This is a genomic window from Gabonibacter chumensis (assembly GCF_024741215.1).
GTDB classification, from domain to species: Bacteria; Bacteroidota; Bacteroidia; order Bacteroidales; family Marinifilaceae; genus Gabonibacter; species Gabonibacter massiliensis.
Genome location: NZ_JANSKB010000001.1, coordinates 50,770 through 64,663 on the forward strand (window position 1 = coordinate 50,770; position 13,894 = coordinate 64,663).

The 13,894-nt window shown below is 38.4% G+C and carries 11 protein-coding genes; all 11 read right to left on the reverse strand.

All coding sequences use genetic code 11. The features are described 5' to 3' along the window. Window positions 1–64: 64 nt before the first annotated feature. The 11 genes from NVS78_RS00240 to NVS78_RS00290 all read right to left on the reverse strand — a co-directional run bounded on the left by NVS78_RS00240 (window position 65) and on the right by NVS78_RS00290 (window position 12,908). Window positions 65–1,135: a glycosyltransferase family protein gene (locus NVS78_RS00240; RefSeq protein WP_286357408.1), complete on the reverse strand. Its 1,071-nt coding sequence runs from the start codon at window positions 1,133–1,135 to the stop codon at window positions 65–67. Continuing rightward, the gene (locus NVS78_RS00245) at window positions 1,132–2,502 is read right to left on the reverse strand and encodes an O-antigen polymerase (protein ID WP_286357409.1); all 1,371 of its coding nucleotides are present in this window, start codon (window positions 2,500–2,502) and stop codon (window positions 1,132–1,134) included. The genes NVS78_RS00240 and NVS78_RS00245 overlap by 4 nt, the downstream gene beginning before the upstream one ends. Then, window positions 2,503–3,675: an MATE family efflux transporter gene (locus NVS78_RS00250; RefSeq protein ID WP_286357410.1), complete on the reverse strand. Its 1,173-nt coding sequence runs from the start codon at window positions 3,673–3,675 to the stop codon at window positions 2,503–2,505. A gap of 133 nt (window positions 3,676–3,808) precedes the next feature. Then, on the reverse strand, window positions 3,809–4,825 hold the full coding sequence (locus tag NVS78_RS00255; RefSeq protein ID WP_286357411.1) for an SDR family oxidoreductase: 1,017 nt from the start codon (window positions 4,823–4,825) through the stop codon (window positions 3,809–3,811). 142 nt (window positions 4,826–4,967) lie between these two features. Continuing rightward, a complete protein-coding gene (locus NVS78_RS00260; protein WP_286357412.1) occupies window positions 4,968–5,504 on the reverse strand; it encodes a hypothetical protein in 537 nt (178 codons plus the stop codon). Between the two features lie 79 nt (window positions 5,505–5,583). Then, window positions 5,584–6,981, reverse strand: coding sequence for an RNA/DNA-binding domain-containing protein (locus NVS78_RS00265; RefSeq protein ID WP_286357413.1), 1,398 nt, complete (start codon window positions 6,979–6,981; stop codon window positions 5,584–5,586). 233 nt (window positions 6,982–7,214) lie between these two features. After that, a complete protein-coding gene (locus NVS78_RS00270) occupies window positions 7,215–8,720 on the reverse strand; it encodes a sugar transferase (protein ID WP_286357414.1) in 1,506 nt (501 codons plus the stop codon). Between the two features lie 50 nt (window positions 8,721–8,770). After that, complete coding sequence (locus NVS78_RS00275; protein WP_286357415.1) at window positions 8,771–10,060, reverse strand: nucleotide sugar dehydrogenase; 1,290 nt, start codon at window positions 10,058–10,060, stop codon at window positions 8,771–8,773. A gap of 20 nt (window positions 10,061–10,080) precedes the next feature. Further along, complete coding sequence (locus NVS78_RS00280; protein WP_286357416.1) at window positions 10,081–11,046, reverse strand: Gfo/Idh/MocA family protein; 966 nt, start codon at window positions 11,044–11,046, stop codon at window positions 10,081–10,083. 18 nt (window positions 11,047–11,064) lie between these two features. Beyond that, window positions 11,065–11,598, reverse strand: coding sequence for a UpxY family transcription antiterminator (locus NVS78_RS00285; protein ID WP_353620704.1), 534 nt, complete (start codon window positions 11,596–11,598; stop codon window positions 11,065–11,067). Between the two features lie 182 nt (window positions 11,599–11,780). Next, a complete protein-coding gene (locus NVS78_RS00290) occupies window positions 11,781–12,908 on the reverse strand; it encodes a DegT/DnrJ/EryC1/StrS family aminotransferase (protein WP_286357417.1) in 1,128 nt (375 codons plus the stop codon). Between the last annotated feature and the right edge of the window lie 986 nt (window positions 12,909–13,894).

Consider the following 13,894-nt stretch of genomic DNA (forward strand, 5'->3'; position numbering starts at 1 on the left):
TCCTATTTTTATTATTTTATTTGTTTTTATCAGTTTCGTGACATGCAAATATTACTTTGTAATTTTAATCAAATAAAATATCCAATCTTTTTAACAAATATACCCACAGATACTGATTGATATTTCGATTATATAAACCATGATAACTATTAAAAATTTTATCTATGGCCTCTTGTATTTCTAATTTTCCATAATGAGCTAAAAAAACACCTTCAACACCATCTATATATCTCAAAGTAGGAGAGTTTTCGTTGAAATAAATAAATAGAATTGCTTTATTAGACGCAAGAACTTCAAAGAGTTTTCCCGGAATCTGATAACTATCATAATTATCGATAAATATAATGACATGTGATCTATCATACAATTGAAATATATTTTCTCTAGAAATAGAGCCCATGTATTTGAAACATTTTTCAACAGGAGGAACAAACTTCTTCTTGAAACTCCCACACACAACCAGTTTTACATGATCTTCATGCATTTTTATACCATCGTATAAACAATAAGGTTCTCGTAATTTCTCATAAAAAACTCCTGCATAAACAAATTGCAAGACCGGAGTATACGCAAGTCTTTCTATACATGGCACATAATCCGTACCCTGCTCTATAATCATAATTGAAGTTCCGTAGTTTACACGAGCAAGGTAATATTCCTCTATCTCTTTATTAAGAACAATCAAATAATCCACCTTATTCAAACACTTCTTTTCAATTTCTTTCAGTTCCCAACGTTTTAAATAAGCATATCTTTTGAAATTCGCATTAATTACAATCGGATCACTCATATCGACAATAAGCTTCACCGAAGGTTGTATTCGTTTTACTAAATCACAAAATAGAAGCAAAGTAAAAGGTAATGTTTGAATGAAAACATAATCAAACTTATTTGACTTTAATAATGTCTTTATCCTTTTCCGATAAGAGAAATAATAAAGCATATGAGAATCAGGAAGAAATGAGGTCCTGTCGATTAATTTTCTTACTAGTTTCAAGTAACGAGACTCTTTTTCATCCAATAGATACAAAATCGTAAGATTCGAATTTGTCTTCAAATAGGAACAAAAACTACGCTTACGATAGCCTCCCGGACTCTCCTCACTCACAGCTGAAATATAAAGGACCTTTTTCATCTATTGTAAATAATTATGCTAGCAATTCTAAAACCCAAAGATTTCCAACTAATTATTAAAAAACATCCAAAAAGAAGAAATGTACCGATAAGACTTCCAATAGCATCTATTTGACCTATCAATGAATACAAAAAAATAACATAGATGGATAAAAAAATTATGGATCTAAAATCTAGAAAACTATACGTTCTTATTCTAACATTCAAAAATGCTACAAAACGCCCTAATAAGAATAAAAGTACGACACCGAAAAAGGAAAAATTTAAATATAATTCACCCATCAGACCTGTCCTAATCCCTATAGAGCTCTTACTATTAAATAATTGAGCTGAAATAATAGCAGAATTATTTTTTTGTAATTCACTCTTTACAATTCCCAATGGAGTTAATACAAACGCAGGAATAAACCCTAACGGTAAATTAATCAAGGTTGTTCCATATAAATAATCAGAATTATATTCACTTATCAATCTAGCTAATTGACCATACTCGTTAAAAGTCCTATAAAGATTCTGAGATTGAAATTTAGACAACTTTTTTGAAGATAGGACTTCATTATATTCCTGACCTTTCTCCCTCCTCCGCAAATAAGAGGTATTAACGAACATATAAGCAAATATTCCTATTAAAAGTAATAAAACTATTCTCTTAATATTCTTTGTGTAAAAAATAAGTATAAGAAAGCAACCAACAAAAGTGGCAAAAAGCAACATTCGTTGATTTAAGATTATGGTCCAAAAAAGACTTATCAAGAAGGGAACAATAAAATACCATCTTTTCTTTTTGTATATCATATACATACAACAAAATACAGTCAAAATATTCAATGTCCACAACCGAATTAAAATACTTCCTCCAATTAATTCCTCCCCAATACCCTTTTGATCAGTAAAAAAAGGGATATAACCTATATTAGCGACAAGTAAAATAGATGACAAACAAGTCAAAATGAAAAGAAAGCATATTGATTTATTTGTAATCACATATATTTTATTTCTCTTTATAAACTTTTTTTTATAGCTCAAATATCCTTCCGCAAATAGAATCATAGCTGCCATCCAATACAAATTTGCAGAAATAATTTCTAATCTATACGAAGGATATATATATTGAACGACATAGTAATTCAAATTACCAATAAGCATAATTGCCCACATGATAAAAAAATATAAAAACCCCAAAGAAAACAGAGACTTTTCCAAAGATAGTTGGTTCCAAAAGCGTCTAATATATAAGGGCAATACTACACAAGAAAAAATCAATAATATATATAATTCATTTATCACAGAATAATCGGGAAGAGCCATCTTTAGAAGAAGCCATACAATTATTCCAATTCCAAATAACAAACTTAAATATCTTTTCATTTAAGAATTAGCTTTAGACAATATATATATATTAGAAATGACCGTACTGAAAGAAAATATAATATAAACCCATAATGGATTATCAATAGATAAAATCGACAACAAGAAAACGAGTGATACATTTAATAATACTCGAATCAATGCCTCTTTAAAACAAAGATTCTCTTTACCTATCCCTAAATAGGAATAATAATAAGGTAAAGCATATAAGCCAACTAACATTCCCACCTGTATAATATTAAAACAAATAGATATAGAGGAATCATATTTTGATACCAGCCACCATTTCATCCAAAAAGGAGAGAAGATACCAAGTATCACAGAGGTTGGAATAACAAAAAACATCATTCTAATAGCTATTCTTTTGTTTAGTAAACGAATCTGACACCTACTATCAACATTTGTTGCAATCATTTCAGATACCTTCGGAAGTATTGCATATATTCCTTTCTCAAAAACTCCTCGAATCGCATAAACAACTTTCGAAGCTATTTCAAAATAAGTCACAGAACTTAAATTAATACGAGCGAGAAATATCTTACATACAGGCATCATCAACATGTTTAAAATCTGAATACCTATCATCTTTCCACCATAAGATATTAATCTCTTTACAATATCATATCTATACGATTGAAAATATGCAAGATACTGTCCATTTTTATATAATATCATAGTATATATAATCGATAAACAAAAGTTAGCAATACAAATGCTAAGAAGCATACCCCATAATTGCATTCCAAATAAAAAACATATAATAGCAATAAATAATTTTAACACATTACTTCCAACAAATAAAATATTAGATAGATCCAAGCGTCCAATCCCTGTCAAAACAGCCTTTAAAATATCATTTAATAAATACTGGAATACAATTACAATTAAAAAAGGCAACATTGGTATAACCATATCAAAATAGCTTGCAGGTATCCCCACCAATTGGCATAAATTTTTCCCAAGCAAAAGAAATACCGGGACAATAATTATGAAAGAAAAAAGAATTATATAAACTGAATTAGAGAAATAGGATAAAATCATACAACTATTACCTTTTACTTTCTCTTCCGCAACATAAGTAACTATAGCATTACCTATTCCGAAGTTACCTAACTCTGCAAATGAAATAATTATAGCAAGTAATGACCATATTGCAAATAATTCAACACCCAAATAATGAATATATACCGGGTAAGAAATAAAAATGAACAATGTATTAATTCCAAAAACAATAGAACTCCTTATTATATTTTTTTGGAATTGTGTTCTATAATATCTATCTATGATATTCTTTATTACCATTTTATCATTTCAAATTATTCCAATACCACTCACAAGCCATTTCAAATCCTTTTGCCGCATCGTATTCCGGTGCATACTCCAATATCCGTTGAGCCTTCAAAATAGAAGCCTGAGAGTGCGGAATATCTCCGGTGCGTTCAGGACCATAGATCGGTTCGAGGTTTGCAATCCGGGAGTCATGGCGAGTCAAATTGTCCCGAAGGGTTTTATATAGAGCTTTTAGCGTGGTATTACCACCGAAAGCCACGTTAAATACCAAGTTAATAGCGTGATCATCCGATAACTCCAAATTGTAAAACTTCGCTCGTTGTCGAATCAATTCGGTAGAAGTTGTCATCGCTTTTTCATTGGCTTCAATCACATTAGCGATGTAGGTAAAATCACGGGAGAAAGTTCCGTCCCCGTTGATAACGGGACTGTTCCCCTGTATCATCTGTTTTACCCAGAGTGGGATAACGGCAGCATAGGCCCCGTTGGGATCCTGCCTCTTCCCGAATACATTGAAATAGCGCAACCCGATGCATTCGATTCCATAGGTCTTACTGAAAACATCCGCGTACAGTTCATTCACGTATTTGGTAATGGCATAGGGCGAAAGCGGACGGCCGATATGTTCTTCCACTTTGGGCAACTCTTTGGAATCCCCGTAAGTAGAAGAAGAGGCCGCATAAATAAATCGTTTTACGCCGGCATCTCTCGCCGCAACCAGCATATTCAGAAAACCACCGATATTCACAGCATTCGTGGTAATCGGGTCTTTGATAGAACGGGGAACACTTCCTAAAGCGGCTTCATGCAACACGTAATCGGCACCCCCGACCGCTTTCCGGCATGTCTCCAAATCCCGGATATCGCCTTCGATAAAGGAAAAAGCCGGATGTTCGATAAACTCCGCCATATTCTCCACATGCCCGGTTGCCAAATTATCTAAGCAAACAACCCTATGTCCTTGCTGTAAAAAATACTCACAAAGGTTTGAACCGATAAAGCCCGCACCCCCGGTTACCAATATTTTTAACATATGCATTTTCTAATTGTAAATTTCAAATTGTAGATCTGATAAATTTTGTGATTCAATGATTTAGTAATTTTGTGATTCAAATCTCCTAATCACTTAATCCTTTAATCTCCTAATCATTATATCTCCTAATCACTTAATCCTTTTATCTCTTAATTTCTCCATTGACCTTTAGATATTTTTTTACCGCCTTCCCTACATGTCTAAATGTATCCGGGAGCAGGTTCATTATGCCTCCCATGGCCCGATAGGCATCGGAAAGCAATTGCATATCGGTATTGGTTTCCAATTGATATTGAACTTTGCGCATTTTATTGGAAATCCGTTGCCTGACTTTCCTAAGCTTTCGGAGGACTATTCGTCGGCGAAGAATGTCGTTTTGATCTTTTCCTTTTATCTCGCTCCACTTCTGACACTCATCCAAGAACTCTTCGATCATCTCGTACAAGGGTTTACCGGACAATAGCGTATTGGGAACTTCCGTCATGGCATTGATAAAACATTCGAGGGAATGTCTGATTTCGACAAAGCTCACGTCATCGATTCCAACCGATTCCATTTCCACAAAATCATCCAAAAGAGCGGTCAAAATCTTCGAACGATAGTAATTGATTTTCCAAAGCGATGTTCCACGACTGCTATCCACCGGGTAAGGGTGGTCCGTATTTTCAAGTTTATTCATAAAAAAGATACAGGTAATCACCCGAAAAGAACAAATTATTCTTAATGGGATAGTATAAGTTTATAATATCTCAACTCTTTCACTCTGTTATTTTATCTATTGCCCAATAGCCGCCGGTCTTTTTACTTCCTCTTCTCTCAACCATTTGCAATTTTACAAGTAATCTCAAGTATTTATCTAACGTGTCTACTGGGATATTCGTTTTTTCAGCGACAGTTTTCAAATTAAGACCAGGAGTTTCTTTAATCATTTGTAACACCGATTTCTGTCGTTCGTTTAATCCGCCATTTAATCCGCCATTTAATCCGCCATTTAATCCGCCATCTTCAATTTCGACCGTTGATATTTTCTGTCTTTCATAGCTTAACTCAGAAAAACAGCCGTTTCCCATCACATAAAAATCATATTTCATAGTAGGATAAGATGCTATTGCTTGCCGAATCCGAATAAAACCGCTACCGTATTTTTCAATGTCATTGGTCAAGTAAAAAGCTTCAGCAATCAGTTTATTTCTTGTGCTTGCCGTGTATCTGTCGGTTTTTAATTCGTCGACAGTGATGTCTCCGTATAATCCACTCGGGTTAAAAAACACGATTTTCCGATCAAAAATTTTTATTTGTATATCCGTGGGGCTCTGATAATTTCTATGAACAACCGCATTCAAAAGCATTTCCCGGATTGCATCCAAAGGATATTCCGGTATTTCAATCCGTTGTGTTGTCTTTCCGGTGATTTCAAAAGCAAATTTCAAATGTGAAATGATAATCCGCATCGATTCATCTACGACATCATACAAATTTCCGTTCACCATATTATCTGCAATAATCAAACTGGGGGTCTTAAAACGCCCTATATGAACATTATATAAAAGATTCGATTTCGAAAATAGCAACATGGCAGCATTTACAGGAACTCCATCCCTCAGCAAATGAAGCTTTGTCAATGCTTCAAAAGGATCTGTCGACAGATGAAAACGTCCTATACTATTGACCTTAGCAATAAATCTTTTGACACTTTGCAAATTCAAATCCTTATATGTACCGTTCGGATAAGGATACGAATCCCAGGAATATTGCATCGAACGCATAAACAAATCCGAAATTTCAGCCACACCCATCAAATGATTGGAGCTCCCCACACGCTTATAAAATCTCCCCTGAACGGATATCGGCTTTACAGGATATTCCGAAACCTGTATAACAACGATCTTCTTATTTCGAAATGTCACGATTTCCATATCCGGAACAACGGCTGGCTCGGTCTTACTCTTTATTTCATTAGCCCATTGTTGAATACTTTCCCGGGCAACTTCCACTCCCGTTACCTTTCCGGCATCAGAAATACCCAGCAAAATACGTCCACCTTTCGTATTTGCAAAAGCTACAACAGATTCTATTGCGGCAACATTGAAAGTCGATTTGAATTCCACCATCAATCCTTCACCATTTGAAATAATAGCATTCAGATCATATCGCATAATGCAGGATTTATTTACTATTATTACTTAGAAATTTTCATCAATGAGCATTTTTCATGACTCCATATTTTCACCATTCTTATCAAAATTAACACATTTTGAATGCAAAACAAACAATACAATATCTTTTTAATATAAAATTACGACACAACACAAACCCGAGTGGGAAAAGTTTTAAATACGATTAAAACTTTCAGTGAAATTCCACAAAGTTTTAAGTATACTTCAAACTTTTAAGCCGATCGCTGGCGTTTGATCAGGATGTTGTTCCAGATTTTCCAAAAATAGTTCCAGTCCGTCAAAAAAGAGTGTTGCAAATAGGCTTCCAAATAACGGCGTTCGCTGGCCTCTATCTCTTCCAAATTTTTAGGCATATCCGCGTAAAAAGGAGGCAAAAGTCCCGGCTTGGTACGGATACGCAATTGCTGCAACTCCGGGGAGTAAAGACTGTAATAATGCTGGCTCAACGGACGTACCCCGATCAGCTTCATGTCGCCTTTCAAAATATTGATCAGCATCGGCAATTCATCCAACCAACATTTACGCATGAACCGGCCGAAAACGGAAATCCGGTAATCATCCGCAAATTTTCCGCCTTCCTGTAAACGGTTATGCTGGTAGATATAAGGTTGGAGGTATTCGGCATAGGCATGCATAGTCCGGAATTTGTATACCCCGATCAATTTTCCGTCTTTTCCTACCCGTTTCAACCGTACCAAAGGCCCGTAGCTGGGTGAAGGATCATCGAAAGGCGGTTTGGTTTTGACCGCAATCACGTAAAGCAGACCGTGAATATACTCTTCCTGTTTTACCTCGAAACCGCAACAATACAATCGTCCTAATATCTCCGGACGGGGAAATACCCGATAACGACCTCCCGTGAGAGCAAAATAGATTTTTTTAAGACAAGGTAGTTTCGGACAAATCCGGTTCCAAACATAATCCGTCGTATAGATCAAATAGTTTAATCCCCAGGGATAGATACCTAATATTTGAGATTTGCGTATTTCACTCGTCTGACAACAGCAAACAAAAACATCTCCTACATTCAGTAATTTATTTACATGAATAAAAAACTTATTCACCCGACGAATCTTATTCACCCGGGACAGGTTCACGAACATATCGAAACAGCCGCGGGAGTAACCCTCCAACTCCTCCCGCTCTTTAATGGCCATTAATTTCGTCTCCCGGGCAAAACGAGCCTCGTAAGTATTCCTCCATCTCACGGGATTACTCATGGGATGACACCGGAGCAATTCCAACAATTTTTTTAAATCGGGACTTTGTTCTCCCGTCAACATCCGGGCCGCATATTTTGCCGACAACCGATGATAACGTTTTATTGCCTCATCTTCCTGTTGGAAAGGAATTTTGCGCATGACCAACAGCCGGACGACAAGATAAAAACAACACTCCAACACAATCAATATCCCGACAGCAACGATATAGTTCCAACCGAAACAAAGGGTCAGATCCACTAACTCATAAAGTGCATAGATTATAAAGGCAGATAATACATCCACTAATCCGATCGTAATAAAAGCATAACGGATCCGTTGAAATTTCGTGAAATTAAGTTTTTGCGAAATCAATCCTAACAAAACCCAGAGGCACGCGGCACTTCCCGATATCCACCATCCGGGAAGCTTCCCCACCCAACCGGAAGCGCCAAAAGCCAAGGTAACCAGTAAAAGATCGAAAAGGGTTAATATTCCCCAACGCCGGGTCGTTTTCATGCTAATATTCAGAGATAAATAAACCGTAAATTTTTCTTCTATACCTGTTCTTACAAACTCCAGTATTTCAACGAATGTATTTTCTCTCGCAAAATTCCTTTAATATCTACTAAAAGAGCGTTCTCATAAGTCAACGACTTAAAATAGGTCTCGTCTAACATTTCGTATTCTTTATGGGAGACAGCCACTACGACCGCATCGTAATTATCGCGGGGTTTTTCCACCAATTTAAAACCATATTCCTCCTGCACGGCTTCCGAATCGGCATGAGGGTCGACAACATCCACATCCACGCCGAAATCTCGTAACTCCCGAATGATATCGGCCACTTTCGAATTCCGAATATCCGAAACATCCTCTTTGAAGGTTACTCCCATAACCAAAACCCGGGCTCCCAATACACTTTTACCCATGGCAATCAATTTCTTTACCATCTTCTTGGCGATATAGGCCCCCATCGAGTCGTTGATAAAACGCCCCGCGTTTATGATCTGGGGATGGTATTTCAGCTCTTTCGCCTTATGTACCAAGTAATAGGGATCGACACCTATACAATGTCCCCCGACTAATCCGGGATAAAACTTCAGAAAATTCCACTTTGTCCCGGCTGCTTCCAACACATCGAAGGTATTGATGCCGATCCGGGAAAAGATAATAGACAGTTCATTCATCAAAGCGATGTTGACATCCCGCTGGGTATTTTCGATTATCTTCGCCGCTTCCGCCACCTTAATACAGGGAGCGGGATGAACACCCGGTTCCACCACCAATTCATATACCTTGGCAATCGTCTCCAATGCCTCGGCATCGCACCCCGAAACGATTTTTATCGTATTACTCAGTATATGTTTCGAATCCCCCGGATTAATCCGCTCGGGAGAGTAACCGATTTTAAAGTCCCGACCTACTTTCAGACCGGAAATCTCCTCCAACAAAGGCAGACAGTCCTCCTCCGTGCATCCGGGGTAAACGGTGGATTCGAAAACCACGTAATCACCCTTTTTCAATACTTTCGCCACCGTCCGTGTAGCCGCCAACAAGGGCTTTAAATCCGGCTGATTGTACTCGTCTATGGGAGTTGGAACCGCCACAATAAAAAAAGAGGCAGCCCGTAATTGATCCACGGAAGAGGTAAATTCGATATCGCTATGGTCGAACGCCTCAGGCGACAACTCTTCGGAAGGATCGATTCTATTCCGCATTTTCTCCAGACGATCCTCTTTAATATCAAAACCGACCACGGAGATCTTTTTGGCAAACGCCAAGGCAATGGGCAACCCCACATACCCCAAACCCACCAAGGCTAACTTCGCCTTCTTAGAAACCAATCGAGTATACATAAGCGTATTATTTATTAAAATTACCAACCAAAGGGATGTTCTACCAATGCCAATTCAGCCAAAGGGTGATAATCCCCGCAAAGTCCGATAGGTTTCGCGTGACGGATATCGTGCACGATTTGAATGGAGGTACGGGCGTCTTCCAAACCGTATCCTTCGCCGGCAAGAATATGCCGGTAACTCTCCGTGTGCAAATCGGTAAAACCGTCGCTAAACTCCACTTCCTCTCCCTCTATGCGAAACGAACGAAATGTTCTTTTTCCCGCTTCCTTTACTTCCGGCGGAAGAGTATCGTAATTGATGCTTAAAAAGTAACGGACATGAGCCCTGTCAAAACGCAATAACCCGGCCACCCGGTCGTGGCTGCTCACGTACACGATATTATCCCGGACGGGACCGAATACCCAAGAGAGCATATCGTAAAAATGAACCCCGATATTGGTGGCTACCCCACCGCTTTTTCGGCTATCACCTTTCCAACTCGTATAATACCAATTGCCCCGGGAGGTTATATAGGTAAGATCGACATCGTATATCTTCTCTCTCGGTCCCTCTTCTATTTTTTTCTTTAAAGCCAGAATCGCCGGATGATGCCTCAATTGCAAGATCGTGAATACCCGGTGTCCCGTTTCCTCTTCCACTTTTTGCAGGGCATCGATATTCCAGGGATTCAATACCAACGGTTTCTCGCAGATAACATCCACCCCCAAGCGTAAAGCGTAACGCACGTGGGCGTCATGCAGATAATTCGGCGTACAAACGGATATCATATCCACCTCCTTGTCCGTTCCTTTATTTTTCGAAAGGTGACGGTCGAAAAGCTCGAATTCCGTAAAAAACGATGCTTGCGGGAAGAAACTATCCATGATTCCCACGCTATCGAACACATCGTAAGCGGCTACCAACCGATTTCCGGTCTCTTTTATGGCACGCAAATGCCGAGGGGCGATATAGCCTGCAGCCCCGATCAATGCAAAATTTTTCATTATACTTTATAATAAATCTTAGTTTATTTTTTCTATATAGGACCCCGGTATATAAGACGTCGCGATAGAAACTACCCCTTCCAACCGGACCACCACCCGCTTATGCCCCTTTACCCGGACCAACTCTCCCTCTAAACCGACAAATGGGCCCTTGATCACACGCACCTTATCCCCCCGCCGTAACTCCTTGTTCACGACCTCTATCACTTCATCCGAAAAATCGAGTAGAAACATAAAATCTTTCATCTGCTTATCGGGAATAATCAACGAACGACGAGTCTCCCGATCCCTGATATAAACAATGTTAAGAGAGTAATCATTCAGCAACACAAAACTCGTACGCCGATCCGTCCGTAGAAAAATCAACCCTCGGACAAGAAGCTCACGAACCTTTTTCCGTCCCTCCGGTTCCTGTCGTACGACCTCCTGAAGGGGCAGATAGTTCTCTACATTCAAGGCATCCAATCTCTTTTTTATACTCATCTCCTGATTCACCCTCGTGTAAGCCGCATACCAGTATTTTTCGTCGTCCCGTATTACCATATTAACCATAACGATGTTACTCCTTACCCATCTATTTTCACGAACCCACCGGACACGCTTCGCGCACAAACCCTGTTCCGGCTTATTCTGTCGTTAACCACGCATCAATATTTCAGTTTCTTAAACAGAAACCAAATACCGAACTTTATACTTTCTTATCTGCACTTCAAATACGGTACGTGAATACCGTCTTATCCTTTAAAAAACGCTTCGATCCTCGATATCACCCGATCCTGTTGTTCCCACGTAAGCTCCGTGTGCATCGGCAACGAAAGAACGGAATTCGCTAATTTTTCCGACACCTCCAATGTCCCCGAAATTTTCGCTATCCCCGTGAAAGCCTTTTGCCGCTGCAAGGGAAGCGGGTAATAAACCATGGAAGGGATCTCCCCTTCTGCCAAAAACGCTTTCAGGCGATCCCGCTGCCCATCCTTCACTTTCAACGTGTATTGATGATAAACATGAGTGGAATAAGGCATCTCGCGCGGCGGTACAATTCCCTCCACTTCTTTTAAACGAGAAGTGTAGTACCGGGCTGCTTCCCGCCTGGCCCGGTTATATTCATCTATATGTTTTAACTTCACTTTCAATATCGCGGCTTGAATCGTATCCAAGCGAGAATTACATCCCAACATTTCGTGGTGGTATTTCACCATCTGACCGTGATTTGCAATACAACGAGCCCGCTCGGCCAATTCCTTATCCCGAATCATTAAGGCTCCTCCATCCCCGTAACAGCCTAAATTTTTGGAAGGGAAAAAAGAGGTACACCCGATATCTCCCATGGTTCCCGTCTTGAAAGAGTTTCCGGAGGAAAAAGTATAGACAGCTCCGATCGCCTGTGCATTATCCTCTACTACATACAAGTCGTGCTCCCGGGCAAATGTCAGAATAGACTCCATATCACAACTCTGCCCGAAAAGATGTACCGGCACGATCGCTTTCGTTCGGGGAGAGAAGGCTCGTTCCAATTCTTTTACCTCTATATTGAATGAAACAGGGTCGACATCGACCATAACCGGAATAAACCCTAATAAACCTATGACTTCCGCTGTTGCCACATACGTAAAAGCCGGCACGATCACCTCGTCTCCCTTTTCTAATTCCAAAGACATCAAAGCGACCTGTAACGCATCCGTACCGTTGGCACAAGGGACCACATACTCCGTTCCGATATAACGGGCAAGCTCTTCACTAAACTCCGTAACCTCCCGCCCGTTTATAAAAGCCGCACGATCCAATACCCCTCGTATCCCGGCATCTATCTCGTTTTTAATCTTGTTGTATTGACCCTTTAGGTCGACCATTTGCAACTTCATACGACATTCATTTTCCACGCCGATCAATTAAAACCCTGATATCCGCACGCAAAGTAATAGTATCAGAAAATGATCGTTTTTTAGTACATCCAACATTAAAATATTATTATAATTTAACATTTTTAAACTACACGAAAATATCTGATAATGACCACTTATTTTATTGGTTAAATTTTATTGTTATTATTTATTTAGTTATATTTGCACTCGAATTAAACGATCATTTATTGATCGTTTTTTTATATGATCTTTCACTTTTCCCATGACTTCATTTTATAAATAACCCTTCACGAAATACCCATATANGATCGTTTTTTTATATGATCTTTCACTTTTCCCATGACTTCATTTTATAAATAACCCTTCACGAAATACCCATATAACACATTGATTATATATGTATTATATAATAAATAAACAAATTCGCCAGACTCAAAACCCATCCACGCTATCCATTCGCATCGGTAATCACAAAACCAAGAATTATCCGGAAACATCCCACTATATGCATAGTTAAATTTAACCTTTCAATTAACATATTTTATATCAACAAATATATACATACAACAAGAAAATATATTTTATTTTAAATACAATAGAACTATCTATTTCATTATTGTACAAAACACGTAATATAAAACTATCCGAATGAAAAATGTTAATGAGCCGAATATAACCCTGCTAATTGTAAGATTTAGGGATTAGAGGATTAAGAGATTCTGCGATTAAGGGATTAAAGAGATTAAGGGATTAAAGAGATTTACGATTTCGGATTTTTGATTGCCGATTTTAGATTTAAAGATGGCAAGATCAGAATTGAATCATAAATCGTAAATCTTAAACCAAAAATTAATTTACAATCTACAATTTAAAATTTACAATTGATTAAAGGGAGAAGGGAGAAAAACGGAGGGGCATAAATAGAGAACGGCGAGCGTCGTGTTCGATTTACGGAACGGCCACCCGACGGTTTGTTTGAACGAAGT